Origin of the sequence: Kordia sp. (assembly GCF_965283645.1) — a bacterium.
GTDB lineage: Bacteria > Bacteroidota > Bacteroidia > Flavobacteriales > Flavobacteriaceae > Kordia.
In genome coordinates, this window is record NZ_CBDIPG010000001.1 from 4,406,205 (window position 1) to 4,432,463 (window position 26,259).

General features: G+C 32.5%; 18 protein-coding genes. 14 read left to right on the forward strand and 4 right to left on the reverse strand.

Features of this window, described 5'->3' with window-relative positions; translation table 11 throughout:
* Positions 1-35: 35 nt before the first annotated feature.
* The gene (locus tag ACQ654_RS19690; RefSeq protein ID WP_430412053.1) at positions 36-293 is read right to left on the reverse strand and encodes a hypothetical protein; all 258 of its coding nucleotides are present in this window, start codon (positions 291-293) and stop codon (positions 36-38) included.
* Between the two features lie 196 nt (positions 294-489).
* Between ACQ654_RS19690 and ACQ654_RS19695 the strand changes: the two genes are divergently transcribed.
* The 12 genes from ACQ654_RS19695 to ctlX all read left to right on the forward strand — a co-directional run bounded on the left by ACQ654_RS19695 (position 490) and on the right by ctlX (position 18,405).
* Positions 490-1,536, forward strand: a complete 1,047-nt coding sequence (locus ACQ654_RS19695; protein WP_430412054.1) for a hypothetical protein — start codon at positions 490-492, stop codon at positions 1,534-1,536.
* A 101-nt stretch (positions 1,537-1,637) separates the two neighbouring features.
* Positions 1,638-2,159 (forward strand): hypothetical protein, encoded by a 522-nt coding sequence (locus ACQ654_RS19700; RefSeq protein ID WP_430412055.1) that lies wholly within the window; start codon positions 1,638-1,640, stop codon positions 2,157-2,159.
* A 14-nt stretch (positions 2,160-2,173) separates the two neighbouring features.
* Complete coding sequence (locus ACQ654_RS19705; protein ID WP_430412056.1) at positions 2,174-2,632, forward strand: hypothetical protein; 459 nt, start codon at positions 2,174-2,176, stop codon at positions 2,630-2,632.
* A gap of 333 nt (positions 2,633-2,965) precedes the next feature.
* A complete protein-coding gene (locus ACQ654_RS19710) occupies positions 2,966-9,904 on the forward strand; it encodes a leucine-rich repeat domain-containing protein (protein ID WP_430412057.1) in 6,939 nt (2,312 codons plus the stop codon).
* Between the two features lie 271 nt (positions 9,905-10,175).
* On the forward strand, positions 10,176-11,465 hold the full coding sequence (locus ACQ654_RS19715) for a citrate synthase (RefSeq protein WP_430412058.1): 1,290 nt from the start codon (positions 10,176-10,178) through the stop codon (positions 11,463-11,465).
* Positions 11,466-11,536: 71 nt separating this feature from the next.
* Positions 11,537-12,451 (forward strand): dimethylarginine dimethylaminohydrolase family protein, encoded by a 915-nt coding sequence (locus ACQ654_RS19720; protein ID WP_430412059.1) that lies wholly within the window; start codon positions 11,537-11,539, stop codon positions 12,449-12,451.
* A 742-nt stretch (positions 12,452-13,193) separates the two neighbouring features.
* Positions 13,194-13,574 carry a hypothetical protein gene (locus ACQ654_RS19725; protein WP_430412060.1) on the forward strand — a complete coding sequence of 127 codons (381 nt, stop codon included), beginning with the start codon at positions 13,194-13,196 and terminating at the stop codon, positions 13,572-13,574.
* 290 nt (positions 13,575-13,864) lie between these two features.
* Positions 13,865-14,521 carry a DUF4412 domain-containing protein gene (locus tag ACQ654_RS19730; protein ID WP_430412061.1) on the forward strand — a complete coding sequence of 219 codons (657 nt, stop codon included), beginning with the start codon at positions 13,865-13,867 and terminating at the stop codon, positions 14,519-14,521.
* A 144-nt stretch (positions 14,522-14,665) separates the two neighbouring features.
* Entirely contained in the window at positions 14,666-14,956 is a 291-nt protein-coding gene (locus ACQ654_RS19735) for a porin family protein (RefSeq protein ID WP_430413038.1), read from the forward strand.
* Positions 14,957-15,076: 120 nt separating this feature from the next.
* Positions 15,077-15,739 (forward strand): hypothetical protein, encoded by a 663-nt coding sequence (locus tag ACQ654_RS19740; RefSeq protein WP_430412062.1) that lies wholly within the window; start codon positions 15,077-15,079, stop codon positions 15,737-15,739.
* 194 nt (positions 15,740-15,933) lie between these two features.
* A complete protein-coding gene (locus ACQ654_RS19745) occupies positions 15,934-16,674 on the forward strand; it encodes a hypothetical protein (protein WP_430412063.1) in 741 nt (246 codons plus the stop codon).
* 795 nt (positions 16,675-17,469) lie between these two features.
* On the forward strand, positions 17,470-18,405 hold the full coding sequence (ctlX, locus tag ACQ654_RS19750; protein WP_430412064.1) for a citrulline utilization hydrolase CtlX: 936 nt from the start codon (positions 17,470-17,472) through the stop codon (positions 18,403-18,405).
* Positions 18,406-18,639: 234 nt separating this feature from the next.
* On the opposite strand, the gene ACQ654_RS19755 is transcribed toward ctlX, so the two are convergent.
* Positions 18,640-20,088 carry a hypothetical protein gene (locus ACQ654_RS19755; RefSeq protein ID WP_430412065.1) on the reverse strand — a complete coding sequence of 483 codons (1,449 nt, stop codon included), beginning with the start codon at positions 20,086-20,088 and terminating at the stop codon, positions 18,640-18,642.
* Positions 20,089-20,381: 293 nt separating this feature from the next.
* Here ACQ654_RS19755 and ACQ654_RS19760 point away from each other — a divergent pair, with 293 nt between their 5' ends.
* Complete coding sequence (locus ACQ654_RS19760) at positions 20,382-20,795, forward strand: RrF2 family transcriptional regulator (protein ID WP_430412066.1); 414 nt, start codon at positions 20,382-20,384, stop codon at positions 20,793-20,795.
* Between the two features lie 122 nt (positions 20,796-20,917).
* Positions 20,918-22,828: an arginine--tRNA ligase gene (gene argS, locus ACQ654_RS19765; RefSeq protein ID WP_430412067.1), complete on the forward strand. Its 1,911-nt coding sequence runs from the start codon at positions 20,918-20,920 to the stop codon at positions 22,826-22,828.
* Positions 22,829-22,994: 166 nt separating this feature from the next.
* Here the strand turns inward: argS and ACQ654_RS19770 are convergent, their stop codons facing one another.
* On the reverse strand, positions 22,995-25,301 hold the full coding sequence (locus ACQ654_RS19770) for a TonB-dependent receptor plug domain-containing protein (protein WP_430412068.1): 2,307 nt from the start codon (positions 25,299-25,301) through the stop codon (positions 22,995-22,997).
* A complete protein-coding gene (locus tag ACQ654_RS19775) occupies positions 25,294-26,193 on the reverse strand; it encodes a FecR family protein (RefSeq protein WP_430412069.1) in 900 nt (299 codons plus the stop codon). The genes ACQ654_RS19770 and ACQ654_RS19775 overlap by 8 nt, the downstream gene beginning before the upstream one ends.
* Positions 26,194-26,259: the final 66 nt, after the last annotated feature.

A 26,259-nucleotide genomic window follows, 5' to 3' on the forward strand; every position in this document is an offset into this window, starting at 1 on the left:
AAGCGGTCTTTTTGTATGTTACAATAGAGTCGGTATTAAGCACAAGTTACACACGTTAATTCTTCACAAGCAGTTGCTCTGCATGTTAATATACCTTCGGTTAATTGTGGTATTGTCGGATCTGGACAACCACAACTTACATGTGGACAATACGAAAACACACGTGTAACTTTTGTCAGTACGGTGACAATATCTACAGCGGTTTGCACAACATCAGTTCCACCAGAAACTTGGTTTAAATTACTAACAGATTGCTTACGTAATACTAAATTTTTTAAATTCTTTTTTTTCATAATATTGAATGTGTTGATTTATAGAAAGTTATGAAAAAATGAAATATCATGATTATGGTTTAACCGTAATTAATGTGTTGTGAGTCAGAAAATTAGATTTAAAAACGAAATCAAAAAAATACACAAGCAATTCAAAGAAAAATCAGCAATTCATCGTATTTTCAAAATTCAAAAAAGATAGTATCTTTAACACATCATGACAGAACACAAAAAACCTCACGGATGCGTCGTTGCATTACAAAAACTCTTTTCGGGTTGTTTGGCACTTATAGCCACGGGGTTTTTAATAATTATTATCTTCTTTTTGGCTACAAAAGTCAAAATAGAAGGTATGTCGTTACTTATAGTTTCTGTTTGTGGGCTCTTCTTATTAAGATATCTCTGGAAAAAAGTAGTAAGAAAAAACAGTTCTAATAAAGATGCTTTCAAAAATATCTTTTTCAACATACTCCAAACAATAGCAGTAATCGTATTATTCTCTATAGTATTAACAATTTTAGCTAAAAATGCAGGATATAATTTTGAAGACGATACGACAGTTGTAGAAGAAGAAACCAAAAAAACAGAAATCATTACCAAAACTGAAGGTGACAAAACAATAGAATACATTGTAAATAGACTAAGTTGGAAAGATTTTGATGGTGATCGCTACCGAATGGACTTCAAAATAGCCAAACAAGATGTTCCGAAATCTAAAAAGAATCGTCGCAGTTACAGAATAACAAATAATTTCAAATGGGGCAATTTCTACAAACACATGGCAAACCATGATGCGCCATTGTTAGAACATTTGTATACATCTTTCAGTAAAATTCAAAAAGACAAAAAGTTGAACCGACGAAAATTTGCAGAGTTCATCATTACAAGTGTTCAAAATATTCAATACAACTACATAAAAATAAATGCGTGTACTGGAAATGAAGATTATCCATGTGTTGGAAACGTTCGATTAGGCGTATTTGCACCTGTGGAATTTGGAGCAAATCTCTCAGGTGATTGCGATTCGCGTACTGTATTGCTATTTGTATTGCTATCAAAATTCAATTATGATGTTGCTATTTTAAACAGTAACGAGTACAAACATTCGGTACTTGGAATAAGTTTGCCAGCACGCGGAAAACATAAAATATACAACAGAAAAAAATACTATTTCGTAGAAACAACAGCAACAGGATATCCAATTGGGCATTTACCCAAAGACATGTCAAGTTTGCGTTATTGGGACTTTGTATTAGTCAACTAAAAAAAACCACATGAAAGGAGCCAAGACAATTAGTTTATATAAACCGATGTCTTTTAAGGTGAATTCCATCTGACAAAAATTAATAAATAAAAAAGAAACAGATGAATACAGAATTATTTTATCTCGCATTAAGTCAAATGGTATTATCCATTGTACTTGCTATTGTCATATTCTTTATCTCATATAAAGTACTCATCAAAATATTCAAACTAAAAGAAGAAAATCTAAACGATTCCAATTTGGCATTAAGTATCTTCTTTTCAGGAATTATTTTCAGTACAGGATACTTACTAAGCGGAATTATTCCATCGATCATAAGTGCGATAGAAATGCTAAAAATTCACGCAAAAGAAAACCTATTTGTCGAAATCCTAAAATATTCGTCACTATCACTATTTGTAGGATTCTTACTAGCGGGCTTAATTCACTTCACTTCATTTATGCTAGCAAAATCACTCACAAAGCATGTGGATGAAGTTGGCGAGTTGAAAAAAAATAATTTAGCTGTCGCGATTTTACTCACAACTATACTAATATCCATCACAATAATATCAAGAGACAGTTTAGTATTTTTGATTGAACTCTTCTTACCACAACCAACCGTTTTAGAATATTCTTCTTAAAAACAAGAATCAGTATGGCTTGGTTTCGAACATTTCATCGTCATGTAAAAGGATTAGAATATATCATTTTTGGGCGTCATGTAAATGATGATTATGGTCATAAGAAATATGCTATCTATAAATTAACACGCAATCAATTATACATTGATACAAGCGAAAAATGGCATACAAAACATGACTTTGGAAAAAAGTATACATTTCGTGGGCACAAAGCATCCGATGAACAATTTGAAATTGCAAAAGAGCTATTGCATAAAGTTCCTCAGATACTATATAGTAAAAAGCTAGAACGATACAATGACAACTTTGGAGGCAAACTTCAAGACAGTCTCATCATAGCATTATTTAACGAAGTACAAAAAACGAATATAGTCATTAATGCATATACATTCGAAACCAAAAAACTACCTAAAGACCTTCGTAAATTTAGAATTTTAGCAGAAACAACTATTAAAAAAATAGAATTGCTGTAGTAACTTATTTAAAAAGGAAAAATTAAGCACTATTCATTGACAATTGTCATTACTAAACAGACGTAGAGAGTCACTTCAATAACAAATAAAATGACTTTTTGCATTTTAGCAATCGTTTTTTATAAATAACGACTTAATTTTATAGAAAGCGGTTAGATAATTGATTCTTAAATTCTTATTTTCGCTTAAGCAAGAATTTACCCCACAATACTACACTTGTTTTAGTATGCCACTTAAATGAATCAAAGTAAATCACTAACAGGAACAAATGCATGCTATGTATTGCAGTTGTATCTAGTTTTACGGTACTTTTAAACAAATTAAATATTTTGCATGAAATTAAAATTACTATTCCCTTTATTAATTTTCACAAACATTATTTGGGTACTAACAGCAGTAGCACAACCTTCAAACGACAATTTTGCAAATGCTATTCCTATAAGTTGTGGAAACAATTACACATCAAGTACGGCAGATGCCACTTTGGATGAAAACGACGCTCCAGATGGTTTTGGTGCCGATTTAGATGCGCCAAACATTTGGTATTCCTATACAGGTGCTGGAATTCCAGAAGTTATAACCTTAGACCTTTGTGCTTCAGGCTATGACACTTCCTACCTAGTATACACAGGAACTTCGGGAAATTTAACGTTAGTTGCGGCAAATGATGATAATTCAGGGCAATGTGGACCAGGATATCGTTCATACGGAACGTTTGAATCTGATGGAACAACAACCTATTATATCACAATTACTGGATATGGATCATCAGATGTAGGAAGTGTGGATATGAATATTTCTTGTATACCTCAAGATGCGGTTTTTGTAACAGATGCAAATTTTGAACAAGCATTGATCGATTTAGGTCATGATTCTGGATCCGTAAATGGATACATATTAGGAGCTGCTGTTGATCAAGTAAATGACCTAAATATCAGTAATAAAAACATTTCAGACCTAACAGGAATCGAAGCGTTTACTTCATTACAAATATTAAATTGTAGTAATAATAACTTAACAAGTTTAAATCTAATTTCAAATACGAATCTAACAATACTGAATTGTAGTTCTAATGCGTTACAATACTTAGTTCTAGAAAATCAAACAAACCTTACTTCGCTAGATTGCAACACTAACGAGTTGGAATTTTTAAGTGTAAAAAACGGAAACAATACAAACGTTACTTTTTTCAATGCATTAAATAATCTTAACTTAGCTTGTATTCAAGTAGATAACGAAGCATATAGTACGGCAAATTGGACAAATATAGGTGCAGGAGCTAACTTTTCACAAATGTGTACAAGCGTAACATATGTGCCAGATGATAATTTTGAGCAAGGCTTAATTGATTTAGGATATGATACTGTGCTAGACGATTATGTCCTAACAAACAATATAAATACTATTACAGTGCTTACGATATCGAATCGTCAAATTGCTGACTTGACAGGAATAGACGATTTTACAGCGTTAGAAGAATTAAATTGCACAGGAAATAATTTGACGAGTTTAGACTTATCTCAAAATGCAGCGTTACGCGATTTAAAGTGTTATTTTAATGAGCTTACCAGTATAAACTTAACCCAAAATACAGCATTAGAAAGACTAGAATGCTTTACAAATAATCTAACGACAATAGACCTTACACAAAATACAGTGCTTGACTATATGCGGGCAGAACTAAATCCTTTAGTAGCTCTTGACTTAAGTCAAAATGTGATATTAGATTATATAAATCTAAGAGGAACACAACTAACCACATTAGATTTTACGCCTAACGTTGCAATAGAGACAATTGTGTTATCAGACAATAATCTGCTTACAAGTATAGACATTTCACAGAATGTGAATCTAAGAAACCTTTTGGTTTCAGGTAACTCATTAACAAGTCTAAATACCTCACAAAATACAGCTTTACTACAACTAAACTGTAATGATAACGCCATTGAATATTTAGATTTATCAAACAATACACAATTAGTTTCACTAGAAGCTACAAACAATGCATTGACAAGTGTAGATTTGAGAAGTGGAAACAATACCATACTTCCAAGTTTTATTGGTAACTCTTTTGACCTAACGGGTAATCCGGATTTAAGCTGTGTAGATGTTGACGATGTTGCATACAGTACTACCAATTGGACAAATATTGATGCAGGACTTACTTTTAGTGTAAATTGTAATCCAGCACCAATTCCATCTAATGACGAATGTGTAGATGCCATTTCAGTTCCAATAAGTGACGCTACGTGTAACAATACAGTCGCAGGAACGCTAACCCAGGCAACAAACTCAAACTCACTTCAATGTGCTGGGCCTTCTACTGCTTTTTCTGATGTTTGGTATAGTTTTGTTGCCACACAAACAACGCACAATATCAAAATATTAAACACATCTGGAGTAGATTCACGAGTATTTCACGCAGTCATTGATGCACAAACCTACAATTGCGGAAACATTACAGATGCAATTTATTGTACGGATGCACTAGAAGATCAAGCTTTTGGATTGACAATTGGAAACACCTATTACATTCAAGTATACACAAATATAGAAAACGCAACGGAAACATTTGATGTTTGTGTAGCTTCAAATGAAATTCCAGGGCTAACCTATGTGCCAGATGATAACTTTGAACAAGCACTCATTGATCTCGGATATGATATAACCTTAGACAATTACGTAACTACGACAAATATCGATGCTATTGAAATTTTAAATATAGACAGTAGAAATATTGGAAATCTAACAGGAATTGAAGATTTTACAGCGTTGGAACAATTATATGTTGGTAATAATCCATTGGGAAATTTAAATCTAACGCAAAATCCAGCATTAGTACTTTTAAACGCAAATAATACTTCACTTTCAACGATAGATTTAACTCAAAATATAGCCTTACAGTATCTATCCATTGAAAGCAACCAACTCACAACAATTGATATTACACAAAATACAGCGCTCATCACTGGAAGCTTTCAATCAAATCAATTGGCAACAATAGATGTATCGCAAAATACGTTACTAGAAACTTTAAATGTTGTACTAAACCCGCAATTCTTTGAAGTAGATGTATCTGTAAATTCAAGTTTGAAAACATTAAATATGAATTTTACCCAAGTACAAAGCATAGATGTTTCAAACAATCCAAATCTTGAATCATTATTATGTGCAAATTGTCCTTTAGAAGCAATCGATGTTTCAGCAAACCCAACTTTAAAAATCTTAAGTGTTGGCGGAACGCAAGTGCCATTTGTAGACGTATCTAACAATCCAGTTTTTGAGAACTTATTTGTGAATAATTGTTTTCAGTTAAACGGAATTAATATCCAAAATGGAAATAATACAAGCGTTACAACCTTTTTAGCTTCAAATGTGCCCAATCTTACTTGTATTCAGGTAGATGACGTAGCATACAGCACCGCGAATTGGACAAATGTTGATGTAGGTACAAACTTTAGTATGGATTGTGGTTTTCTTGAAAATGATGAATGTGTAAACGCAATAAACATTCCAATCAGTAATGCTACATGTAACAATGTAATAGCTACGACAATAGTTGGTGCAACTGATTCTAATTCACTACAATGTTTTGGAAACAATGCAAACTTTGCTGATGTGTGGTTTAGCTTTGTAGCCACCGAAACAACACATAAAATTGCATTGCAAAACCTAACAGGTTCGCCAAACTTTCTTTGGCATGCCTTAATTGATGCACAAACGTACAATTGTGGAAACATTACAGATGCCATTTACTGTGCGGATGCTTTAGAAGGAGAAGCAACAGAATTAACCATAGGAAATACATATTACATCCAAGTATATTCGCATGTAGCAAATGCAAATACTACATTTGATATATGTGTATCTACAAATACAATTCCAGGATTAACCTATGTGCCAGACGATAACTTTGAGCAAGCACTGATTGATCTCGGATATGATATAACCTTAGACGATTACGTAACGACAAGCAATATCAATACAGTAAATGACTTAAACATTCGCGATCTTGGTATTTTCGATCTCACAGGAATAGAAGACTTTGCAGGATTAGAAATCTTAAACTGCGGATTAAACTTCTTAGGCGAATTAGACTTAAGCAACAACACCAACTTAAACTACTTAATTGCTGATAGTGCTGCGTTAGTTGGTCTAAATGTTCAAAACGGAAACAATACCAATGTTACAACGTTTATTACACTTGGTAATGTAGATTTATTCTGCATTCAGGTGGATGATGCTGCGTACAGTACAACCAATTGGACAACCATTGAAAATGGAACGAGTTTCAGTACAAACTGTGGTCCGCCTGAAAATGACGAATGTACAAACGCAATCACAGTTCTAATAAGTGACAATGCGTGTAGCACAACAACATCAGGGACATTACTGCGTGCAACCGATTCAAACTCATTACACTGTTTTGGAGACTTGCCAGATTTTACAGATGTTTGGTTCAGTTTTGTTGCCACAGAAACGACACACAACATCGCATTACTAAACACAACAGGTCCGTCAAACACCGTTTTTCATGCAGTCATTGATGCACAAGCGTACAACTGCGGAAACATCACGGATGCAATCTACTGTGCGGATGAATTACAAAGTCAGGCAACAGATTTAACCATCGGAAACACCTACTACATTCAAGTATACTCAGATCTAGCAGACTCAACAGAAACCTTTGATCTTTGTGTATCTACATTAAATATTTCTGGATTAACCTATGTGCCAGATGATAATTTTGAACAAGCGTTGATTGATTTAGGGTATGATGATGTATTAGATGATTATGTATTAACAGGGAGCATTAGTAATATTACTGAATTAAATATAGCAAATAAAAGTATTTCAGATTTAACAGGTATTGAAGATTTCATAGCATTAGAATCTTTAGGCTGTTGGTTTAATCAATTAACAAGCATAGATTTATCTCAGAATACAAGCTTAACAAGTCTACAGTTGGAGGGGAATCAGCTGACAAGTATAGACTTATCACAAAATATAAACCTAACGTATCTAAGACTTAGAACAAACCAACTAACAAGTATAGATCTAACGAATAATATTAATTTAACAGATTTATCTTTAGGAATAAACCAATTAACGACAGTAGATGTATCACAAAATGTTGACTTAACCCATTTAAGTCTTAGTAATAATCAACTAACGAATATAGATCTTGCGAATAATATTGTGTTAGAAAATCTTTATTTATCTGATAATCAGTTTACAAGCGTTGATATTGCTGGTAATGTAAATTTGGATATTTTATATTGTGAAGGCAATCAACTAACAACTTTAGATGTAAGCAATAATACAAATATCACTTTTCTGAATTGTAGTAATAATTTGCTTACCAGTTTAAATGTTGGTAATAATACAAACTTAGATTATATCGATTGTAAAAATAATCAATTAGCAATTTTAGATTTTTCTATTAATACAGGTTTAAGAGGCTTAGTAGCTAGTGACAATAACCTTATAAATTTAAATATTAAAAATGGTAATAACGCTAACTTTCTTTATCTTTTCACAACAGTTAATAACCCCAATTTAGAATGCATAGAAGTTGATGATGTATCATACAGTACTGCCAACTGGAGCAATATTGATGCAGGTACAAGTTTTAGTACAGATTGTGGTTTTCTTGAAAATGATGAGTGTGTAGACGCTATTGACATTCCAATAAGTGATGCAACATGTAACAATGTAATAGCTGCGACAATGGTTGGTGCAACTAATTCTAATTCACTACAGTGTTTTGGAAATAATGCAAACTTTACTGATGTGTGGTTTAGCTTTGTAGCCACCGAAACAACCCATAAAATTGCATTACAAAACCTAACAGGTTCACCAAGCTTTCTTTGGCATTCCTTAATTGATGCACAAACATATACCTGTGGAAACATTACAGATGCCATTTACTGTACAGATGGATTAGAAAATACAGCAACAGGATTAACAATAGGAAATACATATTATGTTCAAGTATACTCGCATGTAGCAAATGCAAACACTACTTTTGATATCTGTGTATCTACAAACACAATTCCAGGACTCACATACGTGCCAGACAACAACTTTGAGCAAGCTTTAATCGATTTAAGTTTAGATGATGTCTTAGACGATTATGTAACCACAAGCAACATCAATACAGTAAATGACTTAAACATTCGCGATCTTGGTATTTTCGATCTCACAGGAATAGAAGACTTTGCAGCGTTAGAAATCTTAAACTGTGGATTAAACTTCTTAGGCGAATTAGACTTAAGTCAAAACACCAACCTAAATTACCTAATTGCAGATAGTGCTGCGTTAGTTGGTCTAAATGTTCAAAACGGAAACAATACCAATGTAACAACGTTTATTACACTTGGTAATGTAGATTTATTCTGTATTCAGGTGGATGACGCCGCATACAGTACCGCCAATTGGACGCTTATTGAACCGAATACAAGTTTTAGTGAATTCTGTGGAAACCCTATTCAGGTAGCCGCAAAAGCATACTTACAAGGAGCAATGCTTCAAAATCTAGATGGTTTCATGCGTACAGATTTAAAAGATAACGGTTATATTTTAACAGTAAGCCCATATACAGATGCTACTGCCATTCTTACTACCGATCCTGTATTTACTGCAACGGGACAAGACAAAATTGTCGATTGGGTTTGGGTAGAACTTAGAGATGCAACCAATCCTACAATTGTCATTGATGGAAAATCGGCACTATTACAACGCGATGGAGATATCGTAGAGGCACTTTCTGATAATACATCAACTCCTGTAAGCTTCAGTCAAGCACCAGGCAATTACTACATAGTTATAAAACATAGAAACCACTTAGGAATCATGTCAAGCAGTACATTGGCTTTATCTACGACTGTCACTACTATAGACTTTACAGATCGTAACAACCAAATTACCTATGGTACAAATGCTCAGACAAACTTTGGCATGCCAGCCGATGTGGTGGCCATGTGGTGTGGAAATGTAAATGGAGACACGGTTGTGCAATACTCAGGAACTACGCCTGATGTACCATCAATTCTCTCACAAGTACTAAACGATGCTGGAAACTTCTTAAACTTCCCAACCTATGTCGTTTCTGGTTATGATACAAATGATGTCAATATGGATGGAAACACACAATATACAGGTACAACTCCTGATACGCCATTCATCTTACAAAACGTATTTGCACACCCTGGAAACTTCTTAAACTTTAGTACCTATCAAATTATAGAGCAATTACCTCAAAGCGAATAGCAAACATGTAAAAATCATCAACATTACTAACACTAGAAAAGCACGCTAAAAACGATTCGAAAAACAAGCATTTAAACATCGAAAAATCTCAATATGCAAAAATAGACTCTTGTCATAAAACCAAGGCTATTCTAAGTATTAACAAGATTTATTTTTATTATAAATTTAAATGATATCTTAATTCTTAAATCCTTTGTAAAGTCTTTTCATAAATCGCGACTTATTTTGTAATTTAGCAATCCAGTTAAAAAAATAAAAATTCTAGAAAAATATGTCAGATAATATAGCTACGTTAGAAGTTAATGGTGAGAAACATGAGTTCCCTGTAATTAAAGGAACAGAAAATGAAATCGCTATTGATATCAAAAATTTAAGAGGCTCCACAGATGGAGTTATCACAATTGATCCAGGATATAAAAATACAGGCTCTTGCCAAAGTGCCATTACATTTTTAGATGGAGAAAAAGGTGTGCTTCGTTACAGAGGTTACTCAATTGAAGACTTAGCTGAAAAAGCAGATTTTTTAGAAGTTGCTTATTTATTAATATTTGGAGAATTGCCAACTGCAGCACAATTAGCAAAATTCCATAAAGACATCAAAGCGCAATCTATCGTAGATGATGATATCAAAAAAATAATAGATGCGTTTCCAAAATCTGCACATCCAATGGGTGTGTTAGCATCACTAACAAATGCACTAACAGCATTCAATCCTTCCTCTGTAAATGTAGATTCAGAAGAAGAAATGTATCATGCAATTGTAAAAATACTTGGAAAATTTCCTGTATTAGTAGCTTGGACAATGCGTAAAAAACAAGGTTTACCATTAGATTATGGTGATTCATCATTAGGATACGTTGAAAATGTATTAAAAATGATGTTCAAACAACCACATGAAGGATACAAACTAAATCCAATAATAGTTAACGCTTTAGACAAACTATTAATCTTACATGCAGACCACGAACAAAACTGTTCAACATCTACAGTTCGTATCGTAGGTTCTTCTCATGCTGGATTATTTGCTTCACTAGCCGCAGGAATCTCTGCACTTTGGGGACCATTACATGGAGGAGCAAACCAAGCTGTATTAGAAATGTTAGAAGGAATTCGTCAAGATGGTGGAGACACTAAAAAATACATGGCGAAAGCAAAAGATAAAAGTGATCCTTTCCGTTTAATGGGATTTGGACACAGAGTTTACAAAAACTTCGATCCAAGAGCAACAATTATCAAAGTTGCTGCCGATGAGGTATTAGCTGACTTAGGAGTGGAAGATCCAATCTTAGACATTGCAAAAGGATTAGAAAAAGAAGCATTGGAAGATCCATACTTCGTAGATAGAAAACTATATCCAAACGTAGATTTCTACTCTGGAATTATATACAGAGCAATGGGAATTCCAACAGAAATGTTTACAGTAATGTTTGCATTAGGACGCTTACCAGGATGGATTTCACAATGGAGAGAAATGCGCTTGCAAAAAGAACCAATTGGTCGCCCACGTCAAGTATATGTTGGAGAAAACCACAGAGAATTCAAAGCAATATCTGAAAGATAAACACCATAATAATACCAAAAAGCTTCATAGAAAAAATATCTATGAAGCTTTTTTTAATTATACCCCAAAGTATGTTAAAATTATATGTAAATGATGAAACCTCACAACTCAAAGCAGTTGTGTTAGGAACGGCAGAAAGTTGCGGACCTACTCCAAAAGCTGAAGACTGTTACGATCCAAAATCAAAACAACACGTATTGGCAGGAACATATCCATTAGAAAAAGACATGGTGCCAGAAATGGAAGCTGTTGCGAAAGTTTTTGAAAAACATGGAATTCAAGTATTCCGACCGAACATCATAAAAGATTACAATCAAATATTCTCAAGAGATATTGCTTTTGTAATTGAAGACAAATTCATCAAATCGAATATATTACCTGATCGCGAACGTGAAATTGAAGCCATTCAGCACGTAATTGATCAAATCAATCCAGAAAACATAATCACATTGCCAGAAGAAGTTCATGTAGAAGGTGGTGATGTAATGCCTTGGGGCGATTATATTTTTATCGGAACGTATTCAGGCACTGACTATGCAGACTATATTACCGCACGCACAAATATTGATGCTGTCATTGCTTTGCAAGAATTATTTCCACACAAAACAGTAAAATCATTCGAACTTCGTAAATCGAACACAGAGCCAAAAGACAATGCATTGCATTTAGACTGTTGCTTTCAACCAATAGGAAATGACAAAGCAATCTTACATAAAAATGGTTTCTTAGTGGAAGATGAATACCAATGGTTGGTTGATTTTTTTGGAAAAGAAAACATCTTCGAAATCAGCAAAGACGAAATGTACAACATGAATAGTAATATATTTTCTATATCTCCAGAAGTTGTCATTTCCGAACAAAACTTTACACGACTCAACACTTGGTTAGAAGAAAAAGGGTTCACTGTTGAAAAAGTTCCATATGCAGAAATTGCCAAGCAAGAAGGTTTGTTGCGTTGCAGTACCATGCCGTTAATAAGAGCGTAATACTTTGCTTTTCCGTAGTCTAGTATGGCTTTTTCGTTAAGAATTTTTGAAGCCACAACATCCCGAAACCTAAGATTTTCATCAAAGGTACTATATCTTTTGTGGAGTATTTAGAAAACAATTTTGAATTGTTGATTGCTTTTCAAGTTGTATTTTTAAGTGAGGAATCACAAATGAGAACAATGCCGTAAAGTGGGATTCCGAACTTTTTCGTGGAGAATTTAAACATGTAGGTATTGGTATAACAAATTTATCAGCATTTGAAACCAATAGTATCGGAATTAGTATTATGCCGATTTAGTTACGAATCTGAACAATCATATTTTTTCATTTTATTTGAATATGAATTCCGAAATTAAGATAGTTAAGGCATCCGATATTGAAAAAAATGTTACTGAACTAAATGTAACTTATGGTAGAGAAATAAAAAGTTGGATAGCAGTTGAAGGTCATTTTGGGCTAGCAGGCACATCAATAAATATCTTAATAAAATGTTTGAACTTTTACTAAAAAGCTATTGTAATATATTATGATGTTCTGCGGCATTTAAAGACATCAAAAAAGGAGATTTAGTATCAAACCAAAACTATTACGACCGATCTCATTTTAATAAAGAAATAAAAAAGTATACCAATCACACTCCAAAAAAAAACTATCTACTAACGAAAACGACCGATTTTTACAAACCTCAATTATAGCTAATAAGTAACTTTGTAGTATTACTAATTATAGTAAACTAGAGATGAATAAAGAAGTAGTTGCATGGAAGAATAGAGGTCAGGCAATAGATGTAAACGGTCATCAAATATTTTACATAAAAGAAGGTAATGGTGCTAACCTTTTAATACTTCATAGGTATCCTACAGATGAACTCATCAATCAATTTTGTAATATTTTAAATTATAAGGATGGAAAGTCAATCGCATATTTAATAGCCAGGCTCGTTTTCGAAAAATTAAATCATCAAGAAAGATGGATCCGTGCAATGCAAAATACGAAGGTTCCTATGTTTTTTATAAATGGACCATTAAAGTACCTAATGACAACGCTCTTGATTGAAAAAGGTTTTCTCAAACTTGAATGTTTAAAATACAATACGCCAAATAACCTAAGTTGTGTGTAATCTAAAAATAAAAAAGATGATACATAACGACGTATAATTAAGTTGCTATTGCAAGCCTAAAATGGGAAGCAACTAAAATTACTTTGCGCTTAAGTTTTAGCAAGCTTATTCATTTCCCTCACTTTTTTGAATACTATTATAAATAGCAAAAAGATATAAATAAGAACTTAAATGATAGGTTTATCAAGCAACTAAAACTCCATATTAGATAATAATTAAAAAAATGTAACATTTTGATATTTCTAGTATCAAAAAGGAGAAACATACTTTAAAATTTTAATACTTAACAAATGAAAAATACACTTTACATTTTACTAATTACTCTTGTAACATCTATACAAGTATTTAGCCAGGAAAAGCATAATGAAGAAAAGCCACAAGTTAACATATTTAATGAAGGCTATTTTGTTTCAAAAAACATTCAAAAAGATAATTTAGAATCTGACATTTTAAATTCCATTACATATTTCAAGAATAATAAATTAAGATCAGAATCGCCTTATTACGTTGGTAGTGGACAAACTATACTTATTGTTGATATTGAAACTAACGAAACTCTAGCGCTTACAGATCATCCGTACTATGGTAAAACATTTAGTCTTAAAAAAAAGAATTCTAAGGAAGATCAAAAAGAAAAATATGAAGTTGTTTTAGGAAACAAAAAAAGAAAAATTCTAGGTTATAATTGTCAGCAATATATAATAAAAATTAATGAGTCTATTCAATTTGAAGTTTTTGGTACAAAAGAAATAAATACCACTTATTTAAAAAATGTTAATAAAACAAAGCCTTTGGCGTCAAAAGTAGGATTTATATTATATAGAAAAGTCATCTCTGAAGGTGAGACCCAAAGCATATCAGAAGTAGTAAAAATAGTGAGTGAGCCTGTATCGGACAAAAAGTTTAGTTTGACACCTCCAAAAGAATACTTGAAAACTGGTGAATAGTTTTCAATAGTTAAAAAATAACTCTGATCAAATGCAAAAAGTAAACACACTTATATTGCAAACACTTGAACAAATGAAAAATACATTTTGCATTTTATTATTTACGGTTGGAACCTGTATTCAGGTATTTAGTCAGAAAAAAATATAGAGACCGTTGAAGGAGGCGGTGATGCAGCCAAGAATAATCTATTTGGTTTTTATGTTGGTGGATTTGCCGAAATTAAGTTGAACGAAAAATTTTCACTTCAACAAGAATTATTGTATTCCACACAAGGTGCAGAAGCTAACGATGTAATTGAAGTAAAAGTAGATTACTTAGCAATTCCTTTGATGGTAAAATATCATCTATCTGAAAAATTTAGTGTAGAAGCTGAGCCGCAAGCGTCATTTTTAGTGAATGAAAAGGTAGAATTTAAGAATGTTAGTCAAAACTAATTTCGAGAAGTTTTTACTCTGTGGGCGTTAACTTCTGCAATTCTAAATTGGATAATTCTATGTAAAAACAGATGCGAATTGAAAAAGTAACAAGTGGAAACAATATATAAAACAAAGAAAATGAGAAAATTTATTTTATTAATATTAATTGTTTTAGGAACAATTACATGTTCTAATAATAACAATTCTAAAATTATTGTCGGTAATGGCGAAAGTCAAAACTCAATAACTTACCAAATATCAAATCCAACTGTTTTTAGTACCGTACCTGAACAAGTCGAGAATTCCAGTTTTAATACTATCAATACTAAAAAAGGTTTTATAACATCTAAATTCATTTCCAATCTTGGCAAATTTCAAAAGGCCAAAAATTTTGATTTGAACTTACAAATCACAAGACAAACAGAGAATCCTCTATTTGAAGTAGGTTCATTCAATTTAGCAGGACCCGAAGTCATATTAGAATCTCTTATCTCTCCAAAAGACACAACATTTGCTGTTGTTAATGCTATCAGTATAAAAGAGTATACGATACAAAAGTCTTTAGGCAACTTGAATCAACTCAAGGGTAAATTTGTTTTTTATGAAAATTTGAATAATAAGTTGATAATTGAAAAGGTAAAAGACATAAAAGAGCTAGAAAATGTTCCTGGTAATTTTAAAGTTGGTTCTCAACAATTAGAAGGATATGCTTTAATTCATTTAATGGAAATAAACTCTAATGAAATTTTCTCTATAAAATTAGATTTTAGTGTGATTAATGATGTTAAAATAAGAATGTGATTCATAAAAGATTCAGAGTTGAGATAAGTAGAAAACTTGACAATCAACAGTCTTTTTGGAACCTAATTAACGAATAGATGTTTGTAATAAAATCATGAATATGATGAATACTACAAACCATTAGTATTCTAGTTATTTTTTATTTAAAAAAATATAGAATTGTATTTAGTCTGTCGTTAGAAAAATTAAATATAATGAAAAAAGTACTCCTGTTAATAACTATAATACTATTCACAAACTGCTCTATACCCAACAAATATGATTCTAATATGATGAGTGTTTCAGAAAAAGGATATGGAGTTATGGTTACTAAAATAACTCAACATGATAAATTTCAAGTACCTATAAATACTGTTACCGATACGATTCGTATAAATCCCTCAATACCTGGGACATATAATAATGGCACTTCATTGCGAAATTCTAAACAAATTCCAAAATCAAAACTTCCTAATTACTTAACGTTTGAGTATCAATATGTGCAAATGTCTGATTGTAATACAGTCAATAGAAGTAGAACAGTGAATTTAATTTTCATTAAAGATAATTTTCCAAAAGAGAAAGGAGATATTATAGAAATAAGTCAAGAAAAAGCCAATTTTTATTTAAAAAATGATCAAGTAACCTTAGCCTCATTGTCAAGTAAAAAATATAATAAAGAAAATATTTTAAAGCAATATGAGAAAGAACTTGAAGTTGCCAAAGTATATTACGAAAAATCTAAATGCAGAACACAAATACCTATTGATTCCTTAAAGTTCACTAAAACTGTGGATTTAAGACCTTATAAAAATTCAAAAGAAATAAAAAAAATGGGGAAAAGGAATAAAAGAGCAGCAGGTAGTTATTTCGGAACAAGAATCAGCTATCAGTTTTATGATAATGGCGAAATTAAATTATTTTTAGAAAATTACACTACCAACTCTTGGAACTAACTTTTTCCAAGCAAAATTAATACTTTATCGCTATTACTAACCTTTAGCAATAATTTTTAAAAAAATCGATTGAGAAAATTCTTGTCAGATATCTATAAGGTAAATAATAACCTTTTAGATGAGTATATCTCATATTGATCTGAATACACTGTGCCAAAAAAACTATAAATACTGAGCTAGGAAAAACTGAACGCTACATATATTTTGTAAAAGAAGGAATTCAAAAAACCTATTATTTAAATGATGGCAAACAACATATAATGTTCTTCGCTTACATTCCTCCATTTTGTGGTGATATAGATTTTTTCTTATACAAACAAAACACCTTCGAAATATAACCTTGAAACAATTACTAATAGTAAACTATTACGATTGTCATGTGAAAAACAGCTACAATTAATAAAAAAATACAGAGCTTGAAACTCTATTTAGAAAAATCACAGAACTAATTTTTATTAAGTCTTATCTTTTTGTCTAACTTTTTGTTGCAAGTTCACCAAAATACTAGAAACACGCGCACTACTATACTAAAAAAAAAACAGGAATTTACATTGCTCCTTCACAGACAATCTCAGGAAGAAACGTATTTCAAGGATTTGCATATCATGTAGGTTCGACATATAAAATGTAAATTTTGTTTAATGTAAAATAAAAAAGCAGCTATAAATCAGGGCGTTATTTAAGAACTTCATAATTTATTTAAGTTTTTATTGAAAAAAGCGAAATATAATTAGCATTATTTTAGTTTTTATGTAATTTTAGCGCATCAAAAAATAATATAAAAGTTAGGTGTCAATGCAACAAATTACCAACACGATCCTGATGGTGCGCCCGATAGCATTTCGTATGAACGAACAAACGGCGGTAAACAATTATTACCAACAAGAAATAGATGATTTGAAGCCGAAAACCGTACAGTCGAAAGCGCAACAAGAGTTTGATGCGTATGTAGAAAAGCTACGTGGAATTGGTGTAAACGTTGTTATTATTCAAGATACAGAAGAACCTGACACACCAGATTCTATCTTTCCAAACAATTGGATTTCTTTTCATCAAAGTGGAAATATTGGCGTATATCCAATGTTTGCCGAAAATCGCCGCTTAGAACGCAGAGAAGATGTGTTGGAAGTATTGGAAGCACAAGGTTTTCAAATAAATAATGTCATTGACTATACGTCTGCGGAAGAAGAAGACGTTTTCTTAGAAGGGACAGGAAGTATGGCGCTCGATAAAATTAACAGAAAAGCATATTGTGCGTTATCGCCAAGAGCAGACGAAACTTTATTCATTGAATTCTGTGAAGATTTTGAATATTCGCCAATTGTATTTACTGCAAATCAAACCGTAGATGGAAAACGAAAAGCCATTTATCATACCAATGTAATGATGTGTTTGGCAGAAACTTTTGCAGTGATTTGTTTGGAATCTATTGATGACAAAAAAGAACGTGAAAATGTAAAAAAACATCTGAAAGATGATGGAAAAGAATTGATCGTTATCACAGAAAAACAAGTGGAAAACTTTGCAGGAAACATGTTGCAAGTTAAAGGCGCAAACGATGAGCCGTACTTGGTTATGAGCGAATCTGCATATACATCGTTAACGGAAAGTCAAATACAAGCGATTGAAAAACACTGTAAAATTTTATACAGCAATATTGAAACCATTGAAACTTGTGGTGGTGGAAGCGCTCGTTGCATGATGGCTGAGGTTTTCTTGCCAAAGAAATAATAAAGCTAAAAAAGATAGTCTTTCATCTCAGTAAAGACGGCACTTAAAAAACATCAAGATAAAAAATAATTTTATCTTGATAAGTTGAGTAAGTTATCAAGACAAAAAAATATTTTATCAAGACAAAATTTAGAAATTATCAAGATATAATATATTCTCATAAAGAAAAGACACAAAAAAAGCCTGAGAAATTCACTTCTCAGGCTTTTTCTTTATAATTCAATTATTAAAAACTTATTTCCCGCAGTCATTATATTCTTGAATGATTTGTTTTAAGTTTTCTTCGTTCTTTAAGTCAAACTCTTCTGCTTTAATATCATTTGAAACATCTTTACACTTCTTTAAATACTTTGCCAAGGCTTTCGAAATTTTCGAATTGCTACGATCGTCAATCATAAAACCAGCTTTCTGATCTTTCGCTTTAATCACATGCGTTCCTTCTTCACCAGGTTTTGTCAACAACATATTCCCGTTTTCTTCATATACCTTTTCGTAGAAGTATGAATTGTTAAACCCAAAATTAGCCGCGTTTGATAACTTTTTCATGGCATTTCCTTTAGTTTTCATACCGTAAAACAATTTTTCTACACCTTCATCAGTAGCTGTAAACGAAATTCCATCTTTAGCAGAAAACTTTTTAATACGAGTTCTTCCTTTATCATTCTTATATCGAATACTGATCGATTTTCCATAATTGTCAATAGAATTCATATCGTGTAAACCAGCTACTTGTTGTCCTGGCTCAATCTCCAATTTCTCAAAAACAACATACACAGTTCCTGTATATTTCTTTCCTTTTTTATCGGTAATACTTCCAGGAACGCCATATAAATTCACGCTATTTTCTTTGGCAATCTTTACTTTTTCTTTGCGCAAATCACTTTGATATTTCTTCGCCTGACGACCAAAAACATATCCACGTCCAACCATTTCTTCTACAAATAACTGTCCAAATGTTCTTGAAAAACGATTCGTAAACATTGTACGAGAACCTTTGTCATATTCAAATGTTTCATCCGTGTAGGTTGTGACAACTGCGGCAGTAGAACCTGTTTTGCGCGATTCTTTTGCAGTAGCAACACGAATTCCGTCTAAATCTGTAATTCCATACGAGTTGTCAGAAGCAGAATAAAATACCTTTCCAACAATTTGAGTTCCGTTAGATCCTCCAAACGTAATTGTTCCATTTGGCTTTACATAGGGTTTGTAACGACCAACAGTTTGCTTGCGTTTATCTTCGTCAAGTTTTGCAGCAGCAGCGGCTTTTGCAAACTTTTCACTGATAATTTCACGTTCTTCAGCAAAAAAAGCGGCAACAGCTTCTTTATTAATTCCGTTGGCATCAATCAAATTATATTTCTCACTCAACAAACGAATGATAATTTTCTTTGAACTAAAAGAGGTTTGTAAAATTTCATATGGAATCTCTGTTTTTTGTCCATCGGCAGCAGTCATTTCTACATATTGATGATCTTGAATAGCAGAAACTGAAATGGCTTTGTAGTGTGCATCAAATGCTTTTTCACCAGATAAATACTTAAATGTATATTTATCTCTTTCGCCTCCATCTTCAAAAATGGCTACTTCTTTCTTATCAAAAAGGATTTTGTTTTTCTTGATCTTAATTTTTTGACCAAAAGTCAAAATTGGTAACAATAGTAAAATAAATAGTGATTTTTTCATGTAATGTAATAATTAGTTTATAACTATAATCGGCGGCTAAAATAGTAAAATAAAACTACACAGTATGAGAGTGTTACGTTTGAAGCAATCAAAAGGAGCAATTAAAAAATCGTGATTTTATAAAAAATACTTCAAAATCGTTAGAAAAGTAGTAAAAAACGCTTGTTTTGGTAATAAATTGGTCGTTATTGTAGATAATTACAGAATACTTTTGTTTTTAACTAACAACCGTTTATTTTTATGCACTAGATTGGAATGCCTCGAAACGTTACCATTATCTGAAACTTATATATATGCTTTCTAAAAAAACAAAATACGGACTCAAAGCATTAACCTACATAGCTCGAAAAGGAGACGACGCGCCAGTGTTAATATCAGAAATTGCCACAGAGGAAAAAATTTCTAAAAAGTTTCTAGAAGCAATTCTACTTCAATTAAAGAACAACGGTTTTTTGGGTTCAAAAAAAGGAAAAGGTGGCGGTTACTATTTAATCAAAACACCAAGTGAAATAAAAGTTGCTTCACTTATCCGAATCTTAGAAGGACCAATTGCAATGCTTCCATGTGTAAGCCTAAATTTCTACGAAAAATGTGATGATTGTCCAGATGAAACCAAATGCGGATTGCATCAATTAATGCTAGAAGTACGTGATAATATGCTCGCTGTTTTAGACAACAAAACATTGGAAGACCTTACTACTTTATAACACGTACAATTCCCAAATAATTCTCTAGATTTTTAAATTAAAGCCAAGACGTAATTATCTATTACAACTTTCGTTGTACCTAATCAATAATTGATATCTTTGCACCTTAATTTTTAGGAGTAATGAATATTCAAGAAGTTTTAACGGTAAAAGTCAAAGAAGCATTTCAAACCCTGTATAAAGCTACATTAGAAAATGTAGAATTTCAGGCAACTAGGAAAGATTTTGAAGGTGATATCACAATTGTGACCTTTCCTATGTTACGCGTTAAAAAGATGAATCCTGCACAACTTGGAGAAGAACTTGGACAGTATTTACAAAAACATGTAACTGAAATAAGCCGTTTTAATGTGGTAAAAGGGTTTTTAAATCTTGTAATAGATGATTCCTTTTACTTGAATTTCTTCGCGAATATTACAAAGAATGATACTTTCGGACACGAAACACCAACAAAAGGTGATACAGCTGTGATGGTTGAATATTCTTCACCAAACACAAACAAACCGTTGCATTTAGGCCACATTCGTAACAACTTATTAGGATACAGTGTTGCGGAAATTATAAAAGCTTCAGGTAAAAAAGTATACAAAACACAAATTATCAACGATCGTGGAATTCACATTTGTAAATCGATGTTGGCTTGGCAACGTTTCGGAAACGGAGAAACGCCAAATTCAACAGAATTGAAAGGTGATAAATTGGTTGGAAACTATTATGTAGAGTTTGAAAAAGTTTTTCAATTAGAATATGCTGAATGGCTACACACAACACCTGCGATTGATAAAATAGAAGAATTTGCCAAAAAACCAGAAACTCAGAAATTTTTAGAAGAGAAGTTTTCTGAGAAATATGAAAATGGTGGCGATCTTTCAAAAGAAATTATAGCCGCATTTAAGAAATCATTTAAAAATGAATACTTCACAAACATTAGTACTATTGGAGCTGATGCACAAGAAATGTTGCGTAAATGGGAAGCAGGAGATGAAGATATTGTAGCACTTTGGAAACAAATGAACCAATGGGTATATGATGGTTTTGCAACAACATATACCAACTTAGGTGTTGATTTTGACGCGTTATATTATGAAAGTGATACGTACCTTTTAGGAAAAGACTTTGTAAAAGAAGGCTTGGAAAGTGGTGTATTTTATGCAAAAGAAGATGGTTCTGTTTGGTGCGATTTAACAGCTGATGGCTTAGATGAAAAAATTGTATTGCGTGCAGACGGAACAGCAGTGTACATGACGCAAGATATCGGAACGGCAATTCAGCGTGTAAAAGACTATCCAGATATTGGAGGAATGATTTATACAGTTGGAAACGAGCAAGATTATCACTTTAAAGTATTATTCTTGATCTTGAAAAAACTCGGATTCGATTGGTCTAAAAACCTACATCATTTATCCTATGGAATGGTAGATTTACCAAGCGGAAAAATGAAAAGCCGTGAAGGAACAGTAGTGGATGCAGATGATTTAATGATTGAAATGGCGGCTACTGCCAAAGAAATTTCACAAGAATTAGGAAAGTTAGAAGGCTACACAGACGAAGAAAAAGAAGATTTATATAAAATCATTGGAATGGGCGCGTTAAAGTATTTCATTCTAAAAGTAGATCCTAAAAAACGAATCTTATTTGATCCGAAAGAATCAATTGATTTTGCAGGAAATACAGGACCTTTCATTCAATATACATATGCGCGTATTCAATCAATTTTGCGAAAAGCAACTTTTGAGTATACAGCAGAAATAACTGATATCGAAATTGATATTCGTGAAAAAGAAATTGTAAAGCAATTGCAAGGATATCCTGCGGCGGTTCAATTAGCGGCAAACAATCAGAGTCCGGCTGTCATTGCAAATTATACCTATGATTTAGTGAAATTATACAATTCGTTCTTCCAAAATATTTATATTTTAGGAGAAGAAGACGATGCTAAAAAGATATTCAGAGTACAATTATCAAAGAAAGTAGGAGACACCATCAAAAATGCATTTGCGTTGTTAGGAATTCAGGTTCCTGAGCGAATGTAGTTTTCGTAGAAAATTATCCTGAACTTGTTTCAGGACGCTGCTGCTTTTACATTCCTCTATAGTATAAGATTCGTCTTTGCTAGAAGTTAGAATAAATTCGTGGCAATTTGTTTGTTGAATAAACAGATTACTTTGCTATCGCTCGTAAATGACGTTTTACATAAAATCAAAAATCAACACGAAAACTCAAATTCGGTGTAATTCCTAATGCCTGGTTTTGAACTTGTGAAACTACTTGATTGTCTATATTGTAATATTCATTCAACACATTTTGCTGATCGAATACATTCCAAACAGAAAGTCCAATTTTAGAATTGATATTCCTCTTTTTAGAAAGTGTCAAACGATACGTTGCAGAAAAATCTGTTCTGAAATAATCTTCTAAGTTTTCTGCATTTGGCGAGTTGTAATTGATAGTTCCATTAGTTACTTCTGGTACACCAATAGAAGTTGTTGGTCTTCCTGTGCGGTAATAACTTCCTAACGAAAATTCAAAATTCTTCCAAGAATACGTTCCGCCAAGCGTTAAATTGTGTGTGATATCTAAATTATTTGGAAACTGTTCGCCGTTATTTAATGACCTAAATTCGTAATCATTCTTGCTAAAAGAATAACTCAACCATGTATTGAAATCGTGCCATTTCTTATTAAACAACACATCAATTCCTTTTGCTGTATAACTTCCAATTGCATTGACAAATTGAAATTGATTTTGAAAACCTTGACTTCGCGTGGTAATTCCGTCAACTTCTTTTATATACACTTCTGCGCTGATCAGTAAATTATTCTTGTTGTATTGTACGCCAATAGAAGCTTGCTTGCTTTCAATAAGCGGAATAGAAGTTCCGTTTGCCAAGGTCCAACGACGCTTTTCAATTCCTAAAAAATCATTTTGTAAATCTATAATTTGAGAAATCGCCTGACTTTTATATTCACCCAATACCAACAAACTAAAATGATTAGAGAATTGTTGTCTAAAACTCAAACGTGGTTCAAACCGAAATTCGTCAATTTTGCCATAACGATTTCCGCGAATTCCAACATTTACCATGGTTCTGTAACTATCTGAAATATAATTGAGTTCAGCATATACAGCATGATTTCGCATGACATCTTTACGATCGGTACGAAATTGCGGATTGCTTACGTCTTGAATGTTTGTAATGCCAATTTCTGAAAATTGATAACCATTTTGAATCGTAAAGTTTTCATTGATACGATATTTTGTGTGAAATTTTAAAGCGCTATCTGCTAAATCATTTTCTTGAAACAACCGTTGATTGTTGGTAATGTCAAAATTCGTTGCTTCTAGGTTGTAATTGGAAGTATAGAGTTGAACTTGCGTAGAAAACGACGGCGACCATTCCCGATTGTAGGTTAAACCAGTTGCTAAATTTCGTTGTGTAATACCGCTATTTACAGCTTGTACGCTATTGTTAAATGTGCCTTCTTCTGTATAGCTTAAATCATTAAAAATAGTTAAAAAACTAAGTTGTAGGTTGTCTTTTTTAGAAATATCATAGATGAATTTTGCGCTTATATCATAGAAATGAAAATCTCTATTGATCGTTGTTGTACTATTGGTTTGCTGCATGTTATTGGTAATGTCAGTATCTTGAAATATACGATCAAAATATACCGTGTACGTTGGCGTTTCAATCAAATCGGTAATGGAACGACGTGCTGAAACTTGTACTTCCATCTTTTTGTTGAGTTGAATTTTTGCAAAACCATCTGCATGAATCAAGTTTAATCCAGCGCCAGCTTGTAAAGAATCATTAGGATGTTCATCTAATTGCATTTCAATCATGCCCGAAACACCATCGCCATATTTAGAACTTGTTCCGTTTTTAGTAACGGTAACTTTGTTTAAAAAGTAGGGGTTAAATGCAGAAATCAATCCGAAAAAGTGTCCAGATTGATACATTTTAATATTGTCCCACAATAAAATATTTTGATCATTTGTTCCACCACGAATGTTGATGTTTGAAACCGTTTCGTTCACACTTGAAATTCCAGGTAAAGCTTGAATGGTAAGTAAAACATCAGGTTCTGTAACGCCTGGGAGAATTCCGAAGTTTTTAGGTTTTATGGTTATTTGTCCAGTTCTATTGGTAGAAATTCCAGAAGCAATATATTCGGTTAAGTAAATTTCATCCAACTCTTGAATTTGATCTACAAACACTGTAATTGCAATATAACGCCCATTAATTAACGTAAATCGCAGATTGGTTTCAGTTTCAAAACCTTTCAATAAATCTGTAAGTGGAATTGTTTTTTGTTGTGGAGTTACATATACATTTTCGATAAACTTATCGGCAAACGAAAAAACGACATCATATTGTTTTTCGATAGTTGGCAGTAATTTAGACAGTAAAATTTTATTCTCTTGATTTTCTTGTGCTGTAATGCATTGAAAACTAAGAAAAAAGAAAAGAAATGTGAGTAACGTTCGTACGCGTTTTTTAATCACGTTTTAGAATAATCGAGTTTTGTTTCTTTTGATATTTGAGTTGTAATGGCAACGTAATTGATTGTAATGCCATGTCTATATTGGTATGTGTAAAACTACCTGTATATACTTCTGAAGTATCTATAGCATTGGCATCAATTGTTACATTGTACTGTCGTTCAAATTCTTGAATGACTTCTCGTAAAGGTAAACTTTTAAAAGAACTTTCGTTGCGAATCCAAGAAGGTTCTTTTAGCATTTCTTTTTCATTGCGAATTTGTTTCCCATCTAGTATCAAAAAGCGTTGTCCTGGTTTTAAGACAACTTCTGTAGCATTGTAATTTACTTTTACAGAACCTTCATAGCAGAAGACTTCAAACAAGTTTTTACGTTGCTTTACATTAAATTGTGTTCCTAACACAGTTACAATTCCATCATCAGTAATCACGCTAAAAGTTTCGCCTTTGGCAACTTTAAAATACGCTTCACCTTTTAAGCTTACTTCGCGATTTTCTTTCCAAGAATCTTCATCAAATGACAAACTCGATACGGCATTTAATGTAACAGCTGAAGTATCTGGTAATTCTACAGATGTTTTGTCGGCAACATGTGTTTCTACAAGTGTTGCATTCGGTATGGTTGAATATAAGTATGCGCCAAATCCTATAACTAAAATCGCGGCAATGCGTAGCAAAGGTTTGAACCATGAAGCAGGTTTTGATATGTTTTCTTGTGTCGGTTTTTGTACAATAGTATACGCCGCATCAACATCAACGTCGGGCGCTTTAAAGTACTGTAAGGCAGTGTTCATCTTCGTTAATTCTGCATAATCATCAAGCTGTTTAAAAGCTTCTAATTCTTGCGGTGTTAACGAGTGATTTAACCATTTTTGTATTAATTCTTCTCGTGTCATAATCGTTACTTATCTATATAACAACCAACTGTTTAAAATTCCCCTATCTAATGTGAAATTATAAAT

Bases quoted from the DNA above. Each gene is read 5' to 3' on its own strand.
- ACQ654_RS19690 (WP_430412053.1), bottom strand. From the start codon at position 293: ATGAAAAAAAAGAATTTAAAAAATTTAGTATTACGTAAGCAATCTGTT.
- ACQ654_RS19695 (WP_430412054.1), top strand. From the start codon at position 490: ATGACAGAACACAAAAAACCTCACGGATGCGTCGTTGCATTACAAAAA.
- ACQ654_RS19700 (WP_430412055.1), top strand. From the start codon at position 1,638: ATGAATACAGAATTATTTTATCTCGCATTAAGTCAAATGGTATTATCC.
- ACQ654_RS19705 (WP_430412056.1), top strand. From the start codon at position 2,174: ATGGCTTGGTTTCGAACATTTCATCGTCATGTAAAAGGATTAGAATAT.
- ACQ654_RS19710 (WP_430412057.1), top strand. From the start codon at position 2,966: ATGAAATTAAAATTACTATTCCCTTTATTAATTTTCACAAACATTATT.
- ACQ654_RS19715 (WP_430412058.1), top strand. From the start codon at position 10,176: ATGTCAGATAATATAGCTACGTTAGAAGTTAATGGTGAGAAACATGAG.
- ACQ654_RS19720 (WP_430412059.1), top strand. From the start codon at position 11,537: ATGTTAAAATTATATGTAAATGATGAAACCTCACAACTCAAAGCAGTT.
- ACQ654_RS19725 (WP_430412060.1), top strand. From the start codon at position 13,194: ATGAATAAAGAAGTAGTTGCATGGAAGAATAGAGGTCAGGCAATAGAT.
- ACQ654_RS19730 (WP_430412061.1), top strand. From the start codon at position 13,865: ATGAAAAATACACTTTACATTTTACTAATTACTCTTGTAACATCTATA.
- ACQ654_RS19740 (WP_430412062.1), top strand. From the start codon at position 15,077: ATGAGAAAATTTATTTTATTAATATTAATTGTTTTAGGAACAATTACA.
- ACQ654_RS19745 (WP_430412063.1), top strand. From the start codon at position 15,934: ATGAAAAAAGTACTCCTGTTAATAACTATAATACTATTCACAAACTGC.
- ctlX (WP_430412064.1), top strand. From the start codon at position 17,470: ATGCAACAAATTACCAACACGATCCTGATGGTGCGCCCGATAGCATTT.
- ACQ654_RS19755 (WP_430412065.1), bottom strand. From the start codon at position 20,088: ATGAAAAAATCACTATTTATTTTACTATTGTTACCAATTTTGACTTTT.
- ACQ654_RS19760 (WP_430412066.1), top strand. From the start codon at position 20,382: ATGCTTTCTAAAAAAACAAAATACGGACTCAAAGCATTAACCTACATA.
- argS (WP_430412067.1), top strand. From the start codon at position 20,918: ATGAATATTCAAGAAGTTTTAACGGTAAAAGTCAAAGAAGCATTTCAA.
- ACQ654_RS19775 (WP_430412069.1), bottom strand. From the start codon at position 26,193: ATGACACGAGAAGAATTAATACAAAAATGGTTAAATCACTCGTTAACA.